Source organism: Enterobacter sp. SES19, from assembly GCF_011765665.1.
Classification (GTDB): Bacteria; Pseudomonadota; Gammaproteobacteria; order Enterobacterales; family Enterobacteriaceae; genus Enterobacter; species Enterobacter pseudoroggenkampii.
The window spans coordinates 4,409,502-4,428,666 of record NZ_CP050320.1 but is presented as its reverse complement, the minus strand read 5'-3'; the positions used below and the strand labels follow the sequence as shown (position 1 = coordinate 4,428,666).

Below are 19,165 nucleotides of genomic sequence, written 5' to 3'. Positions count from 1 at the left end.
TTTGACATTATACTCGGTTACTTTTTTATCTTCCGGGCACACTCGAACTATGCTCTGAGAGTGGCCTCGATCACACTTTTCTGCTCATCCCCGCTACTCCTCCCTGTCTAATCCCCCACGGGAGGAGGAAGAGGGGAAATGAGCCAGGCACACTAGCGCCAACTTGTGTTTTCTTTCTAAAGGATGCCGATCCCCTATGTCACAGCCTACCTTCAACAAAGCTCAATTCCAGGCTGCCCTGACGCGTCAGTGGCAGCGTTTTGGCCTTCATGCTGCAAACGAAATGACGCCTCACCAGTGGTGGCAGGCAGTGAGCGGTGCGCTCGCAGAGCAGCTGGATGCTCAACCCCTGGCAAAACCGGTAAAAGGCCAGCGCCATGTAAACTACATTTCAATGGAATTCCTGATTGGCCGTCTGACGGGCAACAACCTGTTGAACCTCGGCTGGTATCAGGAGGTCGGTGACGTCCTTAAAGAACACGACATTAACCTGACCGACCTGCTGGAAGAAGAGATTGACCCGGCGCTGGGCAACGGCGGCCTGGGACGCCTGGCGGCCTGCTTCCTTGACTCCATGGCGACCGTCGGCCAGTCGGCGATTGGCTACGGTCTGAACTACCAGTACGGCCTGTTCCGTCAGTCGTTTGCTGACGGCCACCAGATGGAAGCGCCGGACGACTGGCATCGCAATACCTATCCGTGGTTCCGCCATAACGCGCAGCTTGACGTGCAGGTTGGCATTGGCGGGAAAGTGACGAAACAAGGTCTCTGGGAACCGGCGTTCACCATCACCGGCGAAGCCTGGGATCTGCCGGTGCTTGGCTACCGTAACGGCGTGGCGCAGCCGCTGCGTCTGTGGCAGGCGAAACACGCTCACCCGTTTAACCTGACTAAATTCAACGACGGCGATTTCCTGCGGGCCGAGCAGCAGGGCATCGACGCCGAGAAGCTGACCAAAGTCCTCTATCCGAACGACAACCACCTGGCCGGTAAAAAGCTGCGCCTGATGCAGCAGTACTTCCAGTGCGCCTGCTCCGTGGCGGACATTCTGCGTCGCCATCATCTGGCGGGCCGCAAGCTGGCGCAGCTGCCGGACTTCGAAGTGATTCAGCTCAACGATACGCACCCGACCATTGCCATCCCGGAACTGCTGCGCGTGCTGATCGACGAGCATCAGCTGAGCTGGGACGACGCCTGGGCCATTACCAGCCGTACCTTTGCCTACACCAACCACACGCTGATGCCAGAAGCGCTGGAGTGCTGGGATGAGAAGCTGGTGAAAACGCTGCTGCCGCGCCACATGCAGATCATCAACAAGATTAACGACCAGTTTAAAACCCTGGTGGACAAGACCTGGCCGGGCAACAAGGCGGTCTGGGCGAAGCTGGCGGTGGTTCACGATAAGCAGGTACGTATGGCGAACATGTGCGTGGTGAGCGGCTTTGCAGTGAACGGCGTGGCGGCGCTGCACTCGGATCTGGTGGTCAAAGACCTCTTCCCGGAATACCACCAGCTGTGGCCAACCAAATTCCACAACGTGACCAACGGCATCACGCCGCGTCGCTGGATCAAGCAGTGCAACCCGCTGCTGGCGAGCCTGCTGGACAAGACCCTGAAGAAAGAGTGGGCCAACGATCTGGACCAGCTCATCAACCTGGAAAAATACGCTGACGACGCGACATTCCGCGAGCAGTATCGGGCGATCAAGCTGGAGAACAAGGTTCGCCTGGCGGAGTTTGTGAAAGTGCGTACCGGGATTGAGATCAACCCGAATGCGATTTTCGATATTCAGATCAAGCGTCTGCACGAGTACAAACGCCAGCACCTGAACCTGCTGCACATTCTGGCGCTGTACAAAGAGATCCGCGAGAACCCGCAGGCCGATCGCGTCCCGCGCGTGTTCCTGTTCGGTGCGAAAGCGGCCCCGGGCTACTATCTGGCGAAAAACATCATCCTCGCCATCAATAAAGTGGCGGCGGCGATCAACAGCGATCCGAAAGTGGGCGACAAGCTGAAGGTGGTGTTCCTGCCGGATTACTGCGTCTCGGCGGCTGAAATGCTGATCCCGGCGGCGGACATCTCCGAGCAGATCTCTACCGCAGGGAAAGAAGCGTCCGGTACCGGCAACATGAAGCTGGCGCTGAACGGCGCGCTTACCGTCGGTACGCTCGACGGGGCCAACGTCGAAATCGCCGAGAAGGTGGGGGAAGAGAATATCTTTATCTTCGGCCATACCGTGGAAGAGGTGAAAGCCATCAAGGCCAAAGGCTATGACCCGGTGAAATGGCGTAAGAAAGACAAAGTGCTTGATGCAGTGCTGAAGGAGCTGGAAAGCGGTAAATACAGCGACGGCGACAAGCACGCGTTTGACCAGATGCTGCACAGCATGGACAAACACGGCGGTGACCCGTATCTGGTGATGGCGGACTTCACGGCCTATGTCGAAGCGCAAAAGCAGGTCGACGTGCTCTATCGCGATCAGGAGGCGTGGACCCGGGCGTGCATCCTGAACACCGCCCGCTGCGGTATGTTCAGCTCTGACCGTTCAATCCGTGATTATCAGGCCCGTATCTGGCAGGCAAAACGCTAAGGAAGCGCGATGGAGAGTAAACGTCTGGACAGCGCCGCGCAGGCGGCGGGGATCAGCCTCAGTTACATCAATGCTCACGGCAAACCGCAGTCTATTGGCGCCGACACCAAAAGACGTTTGCTGGACGCTATGCACAAAACCGACGCGAAAGCGTCGGCTGCGCCGGTGCCGAACGTGAAGGTATTCACCGCAGGCAAAAAGATGCCGCTGGCGGTGGAGGGGCGCGGCGAGTTTAGCTGGCTGCTGACCACCGAAGAGGGGCATCAGCACAAAGGTCACGCCACCGGCGGCAAAACGTTAAACCTTCCGGCGAAGCTGCCGGAGGGCTATCACACCCTCACGCTCACCCAGGATGATCGGCGTTTCCACTGCCGGGTGATCGTCGCGCCAAAACGCTGCTACGAGCCGCAGGCGCTGCTCGAAGGCAAAAAGCTGTGGGGCGCCTGCGTGCAGCTCTACACCCTGCGTTCCGACAGCAACTGGGGCATCGGTGATTTTGGCGATCTGAAGAACATGCTGGCATCCGTGGGCGAGCGCGGCGGCGCGTTTATCGGCCTCAACCCGATCCACGCGCTTTATCCCGCCAACCCGGAGAGCGCCAGCCCGTATAGCCCGTCGTCCCGTCGTTGGCTGAACGTGATTTATATCGACGTTAACGCCTTAGATGACTTCAAAAACAGCAAAGAGGCGCAGGCGTGGTGGAAACTCAGCACCACGCAGCAGGCGCTGAAGCAGGCGCGCGACGCAGACTGGGTGGACTATTCCACCGTCACGGCGCTGAAAATGGCCGCGCTGCGTCTGGCGTGGAAAGGCTTTTCGCAGCGTGACGACGAGCAGATGGCCGCGTTCCGTCAGTTTGTGACGCAGGAGGGCGAGAGCCTGTACTGGCAGGCGGCGTTTGATGCGCTGCACGCGTATCAGGTGAAAGAGGACGAAATGCGCTGGGGCTGGCCGGTCTGGCCTGAAGCGTATCAGTCCATCGACACGCCGGAAGTAAAAGCGTTCTGTAAAAAATATGCCGATGAGGTGGACTTCTACCTGTGGCTGCAGTGGCTGGCGTACAGCCAATTTGCCGCCTGCTGGCAGGTGAGCCAGGGCTATAAGATGCCGATCGGCCTCTATCGTGACCTGGCCGTCGGCGTGGCGGAAGGCGGCGCGGAAACCTGGTGCGATCGTGAACTTTACTGTCTGAAAGCCTCCGTGGGTGCGCCACCGGATATCCTTGGCCCGCTCGGTCAGAACTGGGGATTGCCGCCGATGGATCCGCACGTCATGGCGGCGCGCGCCTACGAGCCGTTTATCGACCTGCTGCGCGCTAACATGCAGAACTGCGGGGCGCTGCGTATTGACCACGTGATGTCCGTGCTGCGCCTGTGGTGGATCCCGTACGGTGAAACGGCGGATCACGGGGCGTACGTGCAGTACCCGGTTGACGATCTGCTGTCGATCCTGGCGCTGGAAAGTAAGCGTCACCAGTGCATGGTGATCGGTGAAGATCTCGGTACCGTGCCGGTGGAAATTGTCAGCAAGCTCCGCGACAGCGGCGTCTACTCCTATAAAGTGCTCTATTTTGAAAACGACCATGAGAAAACCTTCCGCGCGCCGCAAGCGTACCCTGAACAGTCAATGGCAGTCGCGACGACGCATGACCTTCCTACGCTTCGTGGCTATTGGGAAAGTGGCGATCTGACGCTCGGCAAAACGCTGGGACTGTATCCTGATGAAGAGGTGTTACGCGGCCTGTATCAGGATCGCGAGCTTTCTAAGCAGGGGCTGCTGGATGCGCTGCACAAGCAGGGCTGTCTTCCGAAACGCGCCGGGCATAAGGCGTCGTTGATGTCGATGACCGCGACCCTCAACCGTGGTTTGCAGCGCTATATTGCCGACAGCAACAGCGCCCTGCTGGGCCTGCAGCCGGAAGACTGGATTGATATGGCGGAGCCGGTGAACATTCCGGGCACCAGCTATCAGTACAAGAACTGGCGTCGCAAGTTGTCCACCACGCTTGAGAAGATGTTTGCCGATGACGGGGTGAACAGGCTGATTAAGGATTTGGACAAGCGCAGAAGGGCGGTGAGTAAGAAGCGATAGTTTCACCCTCACCCTCTCCCAGAGGGAGAGGGAATAGAATGTAGGCCGGGTAAGCGTCAGCGCCACCCGGCTTTTTTACATCAAACCACCATATTCAACAGCAGCACCCCGACCAGACCGCACACCGAAATAATGGTTTCCAGCGCGGACCAGGACTTGATGGTTTCACCGATGGTCAGGTTGAAGTACTCCTTGAACAGCCAGAAGCCCGGGTCGTTAACGTGAGAGAAAATCACGCTACCGGAACCGACGGCGATAACCATTAGCTCAGGGCTCACGCCCGTGGTGGCAATCAGCGGGGCAACGATACCGCCTGCGGTAATCGCCGCAACGGTCGCAGAACCCAGCGCAATACGCAGCACGGCAGCGATAGACCAGGCCATCAGGAGCGGCGACACGTTGGTTTCATGCATCATGGCCGCGATGTATTTGTCCACGCCGCTGTCGACCAGAACCTGCTTGAATGCACCGCCACCGCCGATGATCAGGAGCATCATGGCAATGATTTTGATGGACGAGGTCAGCGTGTCGTTGATCTGATCCATTGAACGGCCGCGATTAAGACCGAAGGTGAACATCGCGATCAGCACGGCAATCAGCGTTGCCATCACCGGGTCACCCAGGAATTCCGCAACGGACAGGAACGCATGACCTTTCGGCAGGATCATCTCTGCCACGGCACGCATTGCCATCAGGATCACCGGTACCAGAGAGGTCCAGACGCTGACGCCAAAACCAGGCATCTCTTCTTCGGTGAAGGTTTTGGCGCTGTACAGACCTTCCGGGATTGGCTTATCAATGCCCTTCAGGAAGCGGGCATAAACCGGGCCTGCCAGAATCACCGTCGGGATCGCCAGAATCGTACCGAACAGCAGGGTTTTACCCATATCCGCGTGGAAGATGGTCGCGATAGCGGTTGGACCCGGGTGCGGCGGCAGGAAGCCGTGGGTCACGGACAGCGCCGCAGCCATCGGCACGCCAACATACAGCAGCGGGATGCTCGCGGCAGCCGCGATGGTGAACACCAGCGGCAGCATCAGCACGAAGCCCACTTCATAGAACAGCGCGAAACCGACGGTAAAACCGGTTAACACCACTGCCCACTGAATATTCTTCTTACCAAATTTGTCGATAAGCGTGGTAGCAATACGCTGGGCGCCACCACAGTCCGCCAGCATTTTACCGAGCATGGCGCCGAAGCCCATGATCAACGCCAGGCTGCCGAGCGTGCCGCCGACACCGGCTTTGATGGAACTGATAACTTTAACCAGCGGCATGCCCTGCATCAGACCGACTGCAAGTGCCACCAGAACCAGAGCGATAAATCCGTTCATTTTGAAACGGATCATCAAGAGCAGTAATAACACAACACCGATAGCAACGATGACTAATGGCATGATTTACCTGGCCTTTGAATTGTTATGGGTAACGTCATTGTTTCAACGACACATTCCGATTGTCCCAACTGGGAACAGAGAAGTAACGGCACTAATACTGATGCCTTGGAAACCATTAAGTTTAGTCGGCTGTTATGAGTGTGCTTAGTGCCCATGAGAATGATACGGGTAACATGACGTGATTGAGAATCACCCTGGCAGGCAAAATGTGAATTATGAGACGCAGGTCAACATATAGAGGGGAACGAAGAGGGGGAGCAGGGTTTTGTAGGCCCGGTAAGCGCAGCGCCACCGGGCAATACAGACGGGCACTGAATCAGTAGTAGGAGTGCTCGCCGCGCTGGTGTTCGGTCAGGTCACGCACGCCTTTCAGTTCCGGGAACTCGTTCAGCAGCTGCTTCTCGATCCCTTCTTTCAGGGTGACATCGACCATTGAACAACCGTTACAACCGCCGCCAAACTGCAGAATGGCAAAACCTTCGTCGGTGATTTCCATCAGGGAAACACGGCCGCCGTGGCCCGCCAGCTGTGGGTTGATTTGGGATTGCAGCAGATACTCGACGCGCTCCATCAGCGGGGCATCGTCAGACACTTTACGCATTTTCGCGTTCGGCGCTTTCAGGGTCAGCTGAGAACCCAGCTGATCGGTGACGAAGTCGATCTCCGCATCTTCAAGATACGGTGCGCTCAGCTCATCAACATAGGCGGTGAGCTGTTCAAATTTAAGGGCAGTGTCGGTGGCTTCCACAGCGTCCGGAGGACAATAAGAAACACCACATTCTGCATTCGGAGTGCCTGGATTAATCACAAACACGCGGATCTGCGTCCCTTCTTCCTGATTTGCCAGCAGTTTGGCAAAGTGCGCTTGTGCAGAATCGGAAATACGGATCATAGCTTTGGCCTAATAGTTGACTAAATTACCTGGGTATAATCATACGCCCATTGAAGAAGGGCTACAAGGTACGGCACAGACACCATACCTGAACCGACGCGGCGCCGCTTCGCAAAAGCAGTCGGGAAAGTTCAGCAACGGTACTGCCCGTGGTGACGACATCATCCACAATCGCGATATGGAGACCGTCGACCGGTAATTCAAGGCGAAAGGCATTTTTGAGATTTCTTTTGCGAAGCCGCGCGCTGAGCTGATGCTGGATGGCGGTGGCATGAACACGCGTCAGCGCGCTGGCATCATACCGACAGCCGAGCCACCGGGCGAGGGGACGGCAGATCAGGTCACTCTGGTTATAGCCGCGCCGCCAGTGCCGATGTCGGTATAAGGGGACATTCACCACCCTGTCAATTTTCGGCAGTGCGCGATGACGCCGTGCCTGCAAAACCGCCAGCAATAGCAGGCGGGCAAGGGGCGGTGCAAGCGAGCTCTGCCCGGAAAACTTCAGCGCGTGAATCAGCCTGCTCAGCGGTGGAACATAATCATCCACGGCCACCAGCGCGCTCCACGGCGGGGATTTCTTCAGGCAGCGGCCGCAGGGCAAAGAGGAATTTGTGGCCGGTAAACCACATTGTGGACAGATCCCGATACGCCATTCCAGCGAACGCGTACAGACGGAGCAGACGCCCCACCCGCTGAGCGCCAGCGGCATTCGGCATAGCCAGCACAACCCAGGTACTGTTAGCATGTGCAACCTCCATGTGAAAAAAGAGAACAGTAACTGATGAAGACGCTGTGGTGGCAGACTGTAGGGACAGGAAATTGCCATCTTGTGCTGCTGCACGGATGGGGCCTGAATGCGGAGATATGGCATTGCATACGTGAGGAACTCGCCTCGCATTTCACACTGCATCTGGTGGATTTACCCGGCTTTGGCCGCAGCCGCGGGTATGGCGCGTTGTCGCTTGATGAGATGGCGCAGCAGGTTCTGGACGCCGCGCCGCAAAACGCTGTCTGGCTGGGCTGGAGCCTGGGCGGGCTGGTGGCGAGCCAGGTTGCGCTGTCGCGACCAGACCGCGTACAAGCGCTGGTGACGGTGGCGTCGTCGCCCTGTTTTAGTGCGCAGGACGCGTGGCCGGGGATAAAACCCGAGGTACTGGCGGGATTCCAGCAGCAGCTGAGCGAAGATTTCCAGCGGACCGTAGAGCGGTTCCTCGCCCTGCAGACGATGGGAACTGAAACCGCCCGTAAGGATGCCCGCACGCTGAAGCAGACCGTGCTTTCACTGCCGATGCCGGAGGTTGAGGTGCTTAACGGTGGTCTTGAGCTCCTGAAAACCGTTGACCTGCGCGAGCCGCTGGCCGCCCTGACGCTGCCGCACCTGCGTATCTACGGTTACCTCGACGGAATTGTGCCGCGCAAGGTGGTTCCACTCCTGGATTCACTTTGGCCGAACAGCGAATCGCAGATCGTTGCCAAAGCTGCACATGCCCCGTTCATCTCTCATCCGGCGGAGTTTTGTTCAGCGCTCATTGCGTTAAGTCAACGTTTCGACTGATTATTTTCTATCCAGCCTGGAAAAAGTTACACACCGCAACCATACTCCAGATGTCGTTGCGGTTGTTCTGCCTACGATAATCAAAACAACAATCCTATGGAGAGTCAGGTTATGAAACTTGTTACAGGTATTGTCACTTCTCTGGTTATTGGGTCACTTTCATTTGGCGTCTTTGCGGCAAAAGAGCTGGAAAAAGATAAAGTTGCCGGCATGAATCTGACCAAAGTTGGTGAGATCTCTACGTCTGATACTACCGCGCCGATGGATGCTCGCAGAGAGCTGTCGAAGAAAGCGGATGAACTGGGTGGGACGTACTACGTGGTAACCAGTGCAAACAAAGACACGAAGAACGTACGCGCAACGGCGGACGTCTACAAGTAATACGATAAAGCCGGGCAGCGATGCCTGGCTTTACTAGCGCAGTGCCCACCACTCCCTGAGGCAGGCCTTTCCTTCCGGACAGCTTTTACAACTGCCGGAGAGACAGCCGTCCGCGTCTTCCTGAATCCGCACGGCTTTCCCCATGGCTTCCAGTCTTTCCAGCATGGCATCGATCATCGGCTGCGGCGTATGCAGGCTGAGGCTCAGCTGTTTCGCCTCCATTCGCCCCTGCAGCGCCAGCAGATCACGAACCTGAATCAACGATGCCATGATGTGTGCTCCTTAGTGACAGTCGCCCGCCGGGCTGTTGCAGCAGGTTGCGGCGGTTTTACGGTTTGCCAGCAGGTCGATGTCGACGCGGCTGCGTGCCCGCCGCAGCAGACCGAGAACGACCACGTTGAACAGCACAACCGCAAGAATGCAGACCAGGCTGTAGCGCGGGTGCTGGCTGAAGTTAACGGTTTGATAAAACAGCGTCGCCAGCGAGTAGGCAATGTTTAACCCCCACAGGATGGAGAAACCCATCCAGCCGCGGCTGGACTCGCGGGCAATCGCCCCCATCACGGAGATGCACGGAATATAGAGCAGAACGAAGATGAGATAGCTGTAGGCCGCGGACGCGCTGCCAAATTTCTCGCCCATCACGCCCATGGCACCCGTCGCCATTTCGCCGTCGCCTTTGCTGGCCTCAATCGGGTTCGCCAGCACGCTCAGGCTGAAGGTGTCCTTCAGGCTCTGCCAGGTTTCCTCTACGGCACCCAGCAGTTCGTCACCGAGGTGAAACTCCGCCGGGTTAAATTCCTGCTCCTGAATGTTCTCGGCGGTGTAGAGCGTATTCAGGGTACCGACAACCACCTCTTTTGCCATCGCGCCGGTAAACAGGCCGACGGTTGCCTGCCAGTTATCCTCATGCACGCCAATCGGTTTGAAGACCGGCGTGATGACGCGGCTGACGGAGGCGAGGGCAGAGTCGTTAATGTTATCCGCTGCCTGTCCACTCAGGGTGAAGCTGTTCAGGGCGCTCAGGAAAACGCTGACGATGACAATCACCTTACCGGCGCGCAGGACGAAGCCTTTCAGACGCTGCCAGGTCTGGATCGCCAGGCTTTTCAGATGGGGGACGTGGTACACCGGCAGCTCCATCACGAACGGTGACGCCTCACCGCGCATGATGGTGTGCTTGAGCATTAAACCGGTCAGGATCGCCATCACGATGCCCAGGACATACAGCGAGAAGACCGCCAGCGCGCCCTGCTGGCCAAAGAAGGCTGCGGCAAAGACCGCAAAGATCGCCAGGCGGGCACCGCAGGACATAAACGGCGCCATCATAATGGTCATCAGACGTTCACGCGGTGCATCCAGCGTACGTGCGCCCATCACCGACGGCACGTTACAGCCGAAGCCGACGATCAGCGGGACGAAGGATTTACCCGGCAGGCCCAGCGCCTGCATCAGACGATCCATCACGAACGCCGCGCGCGCCATGTAGCCGGAATCTTCCAGGAACGAGAGGAACAGGTACATCATGCCGATCTGCGGCACCAGCGGCAGAACGGTATTGATACCGCCGCCGATCCCCTGCGCGAGGAAGATGGTGAGCCATTCCGGGAAGTGCAGGGTGTAACCCACCCACTGGATCCCGTGGACGAAGACCGCGACGGAACCGGCGTCAAAAATCGGCTGCAGTGCGCCACCGATGTTAATGGCAAGCAGGAACATCACGTACATCACCAGCAGGAAGATGGGCAAACCGAGGAAGCGGTTAAGCACAATCTTATCCACTGCCGCCGTAAAGCGGCTGGGTTCCGCCGTCAGCGCGTTACTGACCACGTCGCAAATCGAGGCGATGGCCTGGTAACGGGCATCGGCGATGTGCAGCGCCGGGTCGTCCAGCTCCTCGCTAAGACGGGCCACCGTTACGTCCAGCTTATCGGCCGCATGCCCGGCGTAAGCGCGGCTGTAGATATCCCCTTCCAGCATCTGCAGGCCAAGCCACAGACGCTGTTTCGCAGGCATAGCGTTATCCATCTCCTGCGCCAGCACGTTGGCTTCACGCAGGAGAGGCTGTGCGTAATGCACCAGTTCAACGTCGCGATTTCCCGCGTGACGGTCAATGGCCAGCTTCAGCGCATCAATACCGCGCGCGCGCGTCGAGACCAGCGGAACGACCGGGCACCCCAGGCGCGCGGAGAGGGCATCGACGTCGATGCGCAGCTTTTGTTTCTCTGCGATATCGAGCATGTTGAGCGCCACGATGCAGGGGATACCCAGCTCCAGCAACTGCAGCGTCAGATAAAGGTTACGCTCGAGGTTTGAGGCGTCGACCACGTTGATCAGCAGATCCGCGTCGCCGCCAAGAATATAGTGACAGGCGATTTGCTCATCGAGCGAGGTTTGTGACGAAATGGTGGTTAAGGAGTAGGTGCCGGGAAGGTCAACCAGCGTCACCTGGTTGTCTGTCGTCGTGAACTGGCCCTCTTTACGTTCAACCGTCACGCCCGCCCAGTTGCCCACGCGCTGGCGAGCCCCGGTCAGCTGGTTAAAAAGCGTGGTCTTGCCGGAATTAGGATTGCCAATTAAGCCAATAGTTAACTTTTTCATTTTTTTAGACTCACTGAAACCGCTGGCTTGTTATCGGGATAAGGCTTCGACTTCTATTAACGCGAGGTCTTTTTTACGCAGGACCAGATTCACGCGTCGGGTTTCGATATGAACCGGATCGCCTAACGGCGCCACGCGTACGACCTGGAATGACGAGCCGGGCAGCATGCCCAGCGACAGCAGCTTCTGCCGATAGGCCGGGCTAATTTCGCGGGTAAAACCGGTAATCTTCCATGCACTGTCTGGAGTGAATTGCATAACGCCTGATTCCACGAAAGGTTAAATTATCTACTATGCGATGATAATGAGAATAGTTTTTATCAGCAATATTAAAACTGTGACGGAATGTTGTTTGCGATATTAATTTACGGCCTTTTTGACCTTGCTCAATATTTGCTGAAATGCCGGGAAAACGAAAAGCGGAGTATTTGTTAACGGGGTGATAATTCGCGGTTTAAATATGGCTACACACTATTTATTTTAATTCCCTGCGGCCTGCTTGCCGGGCGGCACTGCGTTTGCCCGGCCAACAAAACCGTAGGCCCGGTAAGCGCAGCGCCACCGGGCATTTATGACCTTAGCGTTTTTTACCCATCGCGGCCGCCAGCGCATCCATCATCGCGCTGTTGCCTGCAGGCTGGGCGTCACGTCCACGCGGTTTTGCCGCTTTCGCGGCCGGACGCTGCTGCTCGCGGCCACCGCCATTGCCGCCGCGGCGCGCGTTGGTGTCACCCGGCTGCTCGTCCAGACGCATGGTGAGCGCGATACGCTTGCGCTGCAGGTCCACTTCCAGCACTTTGACCTTCACGATGTCGCCCGCTTTGACCACGGTGTGCGGGTCTTCAACGAACTTGTCGGCAAGGGATGAGATATGGACCAGGCCATCCTGATGCACGCCGATATCCACGAACGCGCCAAAGTTGGTGACGTTAGTCACCGCACCTTCCAGCACCATGCCTGGCAGCAGGTCGTTCATGGTCTCGATACCGTCAGCAAAGGTCGCGGTTTTGAACTCAGGACGCGGATCGCGGCCCGGTTTTTCCAGCTCTTTGATAATGTCGGTAACGGTTGGCACACCAAATTTGTCGTCGGTGAAATCGACGGCTTTCAGGTTGCGCAGGGCGCTGCTGTCACCCATAAGATCTTTCAGCGCCTGCTGAGTAGCGGCCAGGATGCGTTCCACCACCGGATACGCTTCCGGGTGAACGGTGGAGGCATCGAGCGGGTTATCGCCGTGGTTGATGCGCAGGAAGCCCGCGCACTGCTCAAACGCTTTTGGCCCCAGACGGCTTACCTTCAGCAACTGCTGACGGTTCTGGAACTGGCCGTTCTCGTCGCGCCAGGCGACGATGTTCTGCGCCATCATGCGGGTTAAGCCCGCCACGCGGGTCAGCAGAGGAACGGAGGCGGTGTTCAGATCAACGCCAACGGCGTTTACGCAGTCTTCCACGACCGCATCCAGCTTGCGCGCCAGCTGAGTCTGGCTCACGTCGTGCTGATACTGGCCCACGCCGATCGATTTCGGATCGATCTTCACCAGTTCCGCCAGCGGATCCTGCAGACGGCGAGCGATCGAGACCGCGCCGCGCAGGGAAACGTCCAGGTCAGGGAACTCCTGTGCCGCCAGCTCGGACGCGGAGTAGACGGATGCCCCGGCCTCACTGACGATCACTTTCTGTGCCGTCACTTTCGGGAACTGCTTCTGCACGTCGAGATAGAAACGCTCGGTTTCGCGGGACGCCGTACCGTTGCCGATGGCGACCAGCTCGACGTTGTATTTTTCGCACAGCGCCGCCACCACGACGGCCGCTTTCGCTGCCTGGCCGGTGTGCGGATAGATGGTGTCGGTGGCGACCAGCTTGCCGGTGCCGTCAACGACAGCGACTTTTACACCGGTACGCAGACCCGGATCGAGACCCATGGTCGCGCGCAGGCCAGCAGGGGCGGCCATCAGCAGGTCGTGCAGGTTGCGGGCGAAGACGTTAATCGCTTCATCTTCAGCACGTTCGCGCACGGTGCCCATCAGCTCGGTTTCGAGGTGCATCAGCACCTTGATGCGCCAGGTCCAGCTCACCACGCCTTTACGCCAGCTATCAGCCGGGGCGTTGTTCAGGCGCAGGCCGAGATGGTCGATGATGATCTGCTCGCAGTGGCTCTCTTTCGGCGGCTCGTCAAACTGCGGGTCGGCGTTCAGGGAGAGTTGCAGCACGCCTTCGTTGCGGCCGCGGAACATTGCCAGCGCGCGGTGGGAAGGGGTGGTGGAAATCGGTTCGTGGTGATCGAAGTAGTCGCGGAATTTCGCGCCTTCTTCCTCTTTACCCGCGACGACGGTAGAGACGATGTGAGCGTTCTTCCACAGGTAATCACGCACTTTGGCGAGCAGGGCAGCGTCTTCGGCGAAGCGCTCCATCAGAATATAGCGCGCGCCGTCGAGGGCGGCCTTGGTGTCCGCTACGCCTTTGTCGGCGTCGATGAATTTCGCCGCTTCGGTATCCGGATCGTGGGACGGTTCGTTCCACAGCAGGTCGGCCAGCGGCTCAAGACCCGCTTCAATCGCAATCTGTCCGCGCGTACGGCGCTTCGGCTTGTACGGCAGATAGAGGTCTTCGAGTTCGGTTTTGCTCAGGGTGCCATTGATAGCGCTTTCCAGTTCGCTGGTCAGCTTGCCCTGTTCGCCGATGGATTTGAGGATCGCCTGACGACGTTCTTCCAGTTCGCGCAGATAACCGAGACGGGTTTCCAGGTTACGCAGCTGCGTGTCATCCAGACCGCCGGTGACTTCCTTACGATAGCGTGCAATAAACGGCACGGTGTTCCCTTCATCAAGCAGGCGAACGGCAGCTTCTACCTGTTCGGCTCTGGCCTGAAGTTCACCCGCAATAATGCGGCAGAGCGAATCTTTCATCATGGCTTTATCATCTGTTGAGTCGAAAAAATCAGGGGATAGTTATACGGGCTGACACGGCAAAATGCCAGCCGGGGAGGGCGCTCTCGGACTATTTTACGTAGACGATCTCATTAACGTACCAGCTGGCTTCACCGGCTGGGGTCTGCACGACGGCCAGATCGCCCACTTCCTTTTTCAGCAGCGCGCGGGCCATCGGCGAGTCGATGGAGATGTAATCCTTACGACCAAAAATTTCATCGTAGCCGACAATGCGAAAGCGCAGGGTGTCGCCGTCGTCGTTTTCAATCTCCACCCACGCGCCGAAGAACACTTTGCCCTCCTGCTGCGGGGAGTAATCGACAATTTTTAGATTTTCGAGGCATTTCGTCAGATAGCGTACCCGGCGGTCAATTTCGCGCAGCCGCTTCTTGTTGTACTGGTAGTCAGCGTTTTCGCTGCGATCGCCCAGGCTCGCGGCCCAGGTCACCTTTTTGGTTACCTCAGGACGCTCTTCGCGCCAGAGGAAATCCATCTCTTTTTTGAGTTTCTCGTACCCTTCGCGGGTGATCAGGGGCGTTTTCATGGTGCTGCCTTTGCTGCCGGTTCTCTGTTTTGCGCACAATACGTACCACACAGTGTAACAGACAGGATTAATAATGATTTATGTGATGAAATGAACAGATAAGCTGCTGTTAAATATGCTTTGTAACAATTTCGACTAGAATTTATACCAGAATTAACTGGTCGAATACGTGCACTTTTTTAGAATACGCTGTTACAAAGACTATCCGAACCTTTGGGAGTACACACAATGCAAGAAAACTACAAAATTCTGGTCGTGGATGACGACATGCGCCTGCGTGCGCTGCTGGAACGTTATCTGACCGAGCAGGGCTTCCAGGTTCGTAGCGTCGCGAACGCTGAGCAGATGGACCGTCTGCTGACCCGTGAATCTTTCCATCTGATGGTTCTCGACCTGATGCTGCCTGGCGAAGATGGACTTTCTATCTGCCGCCGTCTGCGCAGCCAGAGCAACCCGATGCCGATCATCATGGTGACGGCGAAGGGCGAAGAAGTTGACCGTATCGTGGGCCTCGAAATCGGCGCCGACGACTATATTCCAAAACCGTTTAACCCGCGTGAACTGCTGGCGCGCATTCGCGCCGTACTGCGTCGTCAGGCGAACGAACTGCCGGGCGCGCCGTCGCAGGAAGAAGCCGTTATTGCCTTCGGCAAGTTCAAGCTGAACCTCGGCACGCGCGAAATGTTCCGTGAAGACGAGCCAATGCCGCTCACCAGCGGCGAGTTTGCGGTCCTGAAAGCGCTGGTCAGCCACCCGCGTGAACCGCTTTCCCGTGACAAGCTGATGAACCTGGCGCGCGGTCGCGAATACTCCGCAATGGAACGCTCTATCGACGTGCAGATCTCCCGCCTGCGCCGCATGGTGGAAGAAGATCCGGCGCATCCTCGTTATATTCAGACCGTATGGGGTCTGGGCTACGTGTTTGTCCCGGACGGCTCTAAAGCATGAGGCGAATGCGCTTCTCGCCGCGAAGCTCGTTTGCCCGCACCCTGTTACTGATCGTCACCCTGCTGTTCGTCAGCCTGGTGACGACCTACCTGGTGGTGTTGAACTTTGCGATCCTGCCGAGCCTCCAGCAGTTCAATAAGGTCCTGGCCTACGAAGTGCGTATGCTGATGACCGATAAGCTTCAGCTGGAGGACGGCACGCAGCTCGTCGTTCCCCCGGCGTTTCGTCGTGAAATCTACCGTGAACTGGGTATCTCGCTCTACTCGAATGAAGCGGCGGAAGACGCGGGCCTGCGCTGGGCGCAGCACTATGAATTCCTCAGCCAGCAGATGGCGCAACAGCTGGGTGGCCCGACGGAAGTGCGCGTTGAGGTCAACAAAAGCTCGCCCGTCGTCTGGCTGAAAACCTGGCTGTCACCCAACATCTGGGTGCGCGTCCCGCTGACCGAAATCCATCAGGGCGATTTCTCGCCGCTGTTCCGCTATACCCTGGCGATCATGCTGCTGGCGATAGGCGGGGCCTGGCTGTTTATCCGTATACAGAACCGACCGCTGGTCGACCTGGAGCACGCTGCGCTGCAGGTCGGTAAAGGGATTATTCCTCCTCCGCTACGCGAGTATGGCGCCTCGGAAGTCCGCTCGGTGACGCGTGCGTTTAACCATATGGCGGCAGGCGTGAAGCAGCTGGCGGATGACCGTACGCTGCTGATGGCGGGCGTGAGCCATGACCTGCGCACCCCCCTGACGCGTATCCGTCTGGCGACGGAGATGATGGGAGAAGAGGACGGTTATCTTGCCGAGTCCATCAACAAGGATATCGAAGAGTGCAACGCCATCATCGAGCAGTTCATCGACTACCTGCGCACCGGTCAGGAGATGCCGATGGAGATGGCGGATCTGAACGCGGTGCTGGGCGAAGTGGTGGCGGCGGAAAGCGGCTACGAGCGCGAGATTGATACCGACCTTCAGGCGGGCGAGATCCAGGTACGCATGCACCCGCTCTCCATTAAGCGCGCGGTGGCCAACATGGTGGTTAACGCGGCGCGCTACGGCAACGGCTGGATTAAGGTCAGCAGCGGCTCTGAGCTCAACCGCGCCTGGTTCCAGGTGGAAGACGACGGTCCGGGCATCAAGCCCGAGCAGCGTAAGCATCTGTTCCAGCCGTTTGTGCGCGGTGACAGCGCGCGCAGCACCAGCGGTACGGGCTTAGGCCTGGCGATTGTGCAGCGTATTGTGGATAACCATAACGGGTTGCTGGAGATTGGCACCAGCGAGCGGGGTGGGTTGAGCATTCGCGCCTGGTTGCCGGTACCGGTCACGCGGGGGCAGGTGAAAGAGAGTTAAAAAAAGGGTGGCATTCGCCACCCTTTTTTGTAGGTCGGGTAAGGCGAAGCCGCCACCCGACAAGATACGGTCTCTGCGGCCTGATGCCCTCACCCCGACCCTCTCCCACAGGGAGAGGGGGAAGGGCTACAGCTTCGGACCCGCACTCACCAGCGCAGCACCCGCCGGAGTATCGGTGTACTTCTCGAAGTTCTCGATAAACAGCTTCGCCAGCGATTCCGCTTTCTCACGCCACTGCTCCTGCGAACCGTACGTATTGCGCGGGTCGAGGATATGCGTATCCACACCCGGCAGCGACGTTGGGATCGCCAGGTCAAACATCGGCAGCGTGAAGGTTTCGGCGTCGTCCAGAGAACCATCCAGAATGGCGTCGATAATCGCGCGGGTATCTTTGATGGAGATACGTTTGCCGGTGCCGTTCCAGCCGGTGTTCACCAGGTATGCCTGCGCGCCGGATGCCTGCATGCGTTTCACCAGCACTTCAGCATACTGTGTCGGGTGCAGCGACAGGAAGGCTGCGCCGAAGCAGGCGGAGAAGGTTGGGGTTGGCTCCGTCACGCCGCGCTCGGTACCCGCCAGCTTGGCGGTGAAACCCGAGAGGAAGTGGTACTGCGTCTGGCTGGCCGTCAGGCGAGACACCGGAGGCAGTACGCCGAACGCATCCGCCGTCAGGAAAATAACCTTCGTGGCATGACCCGCTTTTGACACCGGCTTCACGATATTGTCGATGTGGTAGATCGGGTAAGAGACGCGGGTGTTTTCCGTTTTCGACGCATCGTCGAAGTCGATGGAGCCGTCGGCACGCACGGTGACGTTTTCCAGCAGCGCATCGCGACGGATCGCGTGGAAGATATCCGGCTCGGCTTCTTCAGACAGGCGAATGGTCTTCGCGTAGCAGCCGCCTTCAAAGTTGAATACGCCATCGTCATCCCAGCCGTGTTCGTCATCGCCAATCAGACGACGTTTAGGATCGGTGGACAGAGTCGTTTTCCCGGTGCCGGACAGGCCGAAGAAGACCGCCACGTCGCCTTTTTCACCGACGTTCGCCGAGCAGTGCATGGAGGCAATGCCCCGCAGCGGCAGCAGGTAGTTCATGACCGAGAACATCCCTTTCTTCATTTCGCCGCCGTACCAGGTACCGCCGATCAGCTGGATACGCTCGGTCAGGTTGAAGGCAACAAAGTTTTCGGAGTTCAGACCCTGCTCTTTCCACTGTGGGTTGGTGCATTTCGCGCCGTTCATCACGATGAAATCAGGGGTGAAGTCCTGCAGCTCTTCGTCGGTTGGACGAATAAACATGTTTTTCACGAAATGCGCCTGCCAGGCCACTTCGGTGATAAAACGTACGGAGAGACGGGTGTCGGCGTTAGCGCCGCAGAAAGCGTCGACAATAAACAAACGCTTGCCGGAAAGTTGCTGGGTGACGAGCCCTTTCAGGTGCTGCCAGGTTTCCGGAGAGAGCGGTTTGTTGTCGTTCTTCCCTTTGCCCTTGTCAGCCCACCACAGCGTATCGCGGGTGGTTTCGTCTCGGACGATATACTTATCTTTCGGCGAACGACCGGTAAAGATACCGGTATCGACGGCGATAGCACCAAGATTCGTCAACACACCACGCTCGTATCCTTCCAGTGCTGGATTGAGCTCTTCCTGATACAGCGTATCGTAGTCGGGGTTGTAGACGATTTCCTGGACGTCGTGAATACCATAAGCCTTGAGATCTTGCGGGGTTAAACCAGTAACACGCATATCACTGCTCCTTAGCCAATATGTACTGCCTGAAATTGTAGGGTTTTTCTGGGGTTGTTTACCGCGACGGGGCTCATAGATTCATGCATCTGGACAAAACCCTTACTAACGGAAAACGCTGCGACTCCAGTCACAGCGCAGGCGGATTATC

At 57.7% G+C, this 19,165-nt stretch carries 15 protein-coding genes; 6 read left to right on the top strand and 9 right to left on the bottom strand.

The window, feature by feature from the left end; all coding sequences use genetic code 11:
• Nucleotides 1-196: 196 nt before the first annotated feature.
• The gene (gene malP, locus GXP72_RS21235; RefSeq protein ID WP_208763311.1) at nucleotides 197-2,590 is read left to right on the top strand and encodes a maltodextrin phosphorylase; all 2,394 of its coding nucleotides are present in this window, start codon (nucleotides 197-199) and stop codon (nucleotides 2,588-2,590) included.
• 9 nt (nucleotides 2,591-2,599) lie between these two features.
• Entirely contained in the window at nucleotides 2,600-4,681 is a 2,082-nt protein-coding gene (malQ, locus tag GXP72_RS21230; protein ID WP_208763310.1) for a 4-alpha-glucanotransferase, read from the top strand.
• Nucleotides 4,682-4,761: 80 nt separating this feature from the next.
• On the opposite strand, the gene gntT is transcribed toward malQ, so the two are convergent.
• The 3 genes from gntT to gntX all read right to left on the bottom strand — a co-directional run bounded on the left by gntT (nucleotide 4,762) and on the right by gntX (nucleotide 7,715).
• Entirely contained in the window at nucleotides 4,762-6,078 is a 1,317-nt protein-coding gene (gene gntT, locus GXP72_RS21225) for a gluconate transporter (protein WP_024907902.1), read from the bottom strand.
• Nucleotides 6,079-6,394: 316 nt separating this feature from the next.
• Nucleotides 6,395-6,970, bottom strand: a complete 576-nt coding sequence (gene nfuA / locus GXP72_RS21220) for a Fe-S biogenesis protein NfuA (protein ID WP_008503055.1) — start codon at nucleotides 6,968-6,970, stop codon at nucleotides 6,395-6,397.
• Between the two features lie 61 nt (nucleotides 6,971-7,031).
• Nucleotides 7,032-7,715, bottom strand: a complete 684-nt coding sequence (gntX, locus tag GXP72_RS21215; RefSeq protein WP_024907903.1) for a DNA utilization protein GntX — start codon at nucleotides 7,713-7,715, stop codon at nucleotides 7,032-7,034.
• 36 nt (nucleotides 7,716-7,751) lie between these two features.
• Between gntX and bioH the strand changes: the two genes are divergently transcribed.
• Together bioH and GXP72_RS21205 are read left to right on the top strand one after the other, a co-directional pair.
• The gene (gene bioH / locus GXP72_RS21210; protein WP_024907904.1) at nucleotides 7,752-8,525 is read left to right on the top strand and encodes a pimeloyl-ACP methyl ester esterase BioH; all 774 of its coding nucleotides are present in this window, start codon (nucleotides 7,752-7,754) and stop codon (nucleotides 8,523-8,525) included.
• Between the two features lie 111 nt (nucleotides 8,526-8,636).
• Complete coding sequence (locus GXP72_RS21205; protein WP_024907905.1) at nucleotides 8,637-8,906, top strand: YdgH/BhsA/McbA-like domain containing protein; 270 nt, start codon at nucleotides 8,637-8,639, stop codon at nucleotides 8,904-8,906.
• Between the two features lie 33 nt (nucleotides 8,907-8,939).
• On the opposite strand, the gene feoC is transcribed toward GXP72_RS21205, so the two are convergent.
• The 5 genes from feoC to greB all read right to left on the bottom strand — a co-directional run bounded on the left by feoC (nucleotide 8,940) and on the right by greB (nucleotide 14,977).
• Entirely contained in the window at nucleotides 8,940-9,176 is a 237-nt protein-coding gene (feoC, locus tag GXP72_RS21200; RefSeq protein WP_024907906.1) for a [Fe-S]-dependent transcriptional repressor FeoC, read from the bottom strand.
• 12 nt (nucleotides 9,177-9,188) lie between these two features.
• The gene (gene feoB / locus GXP72_RS21195) at nucleotides 9,189-11,507 is read right to left on the bottom strand and encodes a Fe(2+) transporter permease subunit FeoB (protein WP_208763309.1); all 2,319 of its coding nucleotides are present in this window, start codon (nucleotides 11,505-11,507) and stop codon (nucleotides 9,189-9,191) included.
• Nucleotides 11,508-11,537: 30 nt separating this feature from the next.
• The gene (gene feoA / locus GXP72_RS21190) at nucleotides 11,538-11,765 is read right to left on the bottom strand and encodes a ferrous iron transporter A (protein ID WP_008503050.1); all 228 of its coding nucleotides are present in this window, start codon (nucleotides 11,763-11,765) and stop codon (nucleotides 11,538-11,540) included.
• Nucleotides 11,766-12,084: 319 nt separating this feature from the next.
• Nucleotides 12,085-14,415, bottom strand: coding sequence for a Tex family protein (locus GXP72_RS21185; RefSeq protein ID WP_025910299.1), 2,331 nt, complete (start codon nucleotides 14,413-14,415; stop codon nucleotides 12,085-12,087).
• Between the two features lie 88 nt (nucleotides 14,416-14,503).
• Nucleotides 14,504-14,977, bottom strand: a complete 474-nt coding sequence (gene greB, locus GXP72_RS21180; protein WP_008503048.1) for a transcription elongation factor GreB — start codon at nucleotides 14,975-14,977, stop codon at nucleotides 14,504-14,506.
• Between the two features lie 228 nt (nucleotides 14,978-15,205).
• Here greB and ompR point away from each other — a divergent pair, with 228 nt between their 5' ends.
• Nucleotides 15,206-15,925 (top strand): two-component system response regulator OmpR, encoded by a 720-nt coding sequence (ompR, locus tag GXP72_RS21175; RefSeq protein ID WP_001157751.1) that lies wholly within the window; start codon nucleotides 15,206-15,208, stop codon nucleotides 15,923-15,925.
• Nucleotides 15,922-17,268: a two-component system sensor histidine kinase EnvZ gene (envZ, locus tag GXP72_RS21170; protein WP_008503047.1), complete on the top strand. Its 1,347-nt coding sequence runs from the start codon at nucleotides 15,922-15,924 to the stop codon at nucleotides 17,266-17,268. The genes ompR and envZ overlap by 4 nt, the downstream gene beginning before the upstream one ends.
• A 126-nt stretch (nucleotides 17,269-17,394) precedes the next feature.
• On the opposite strand, the gene pckA is transcribed toward envZ, so the two are convergent.
• Nucleotides 17,395-19,014 carry a phosphoenolpyruvate carboxykinase (ATP) gene (gene pckA, locus GXP72_RS21165; RefSeq protein WP_208763308.1) on the bottom strand — a complete coding sequence of 540 codons (1,620 nt, stop codon included), beginning with the start codon at nucleotides 19,012-19,014 and terminating at the stop codon, nucleotides 17,395-17,397.
• Between the last annotated feature and the right edge of the window lie 151 nt (nucleotides 19,015-19,165).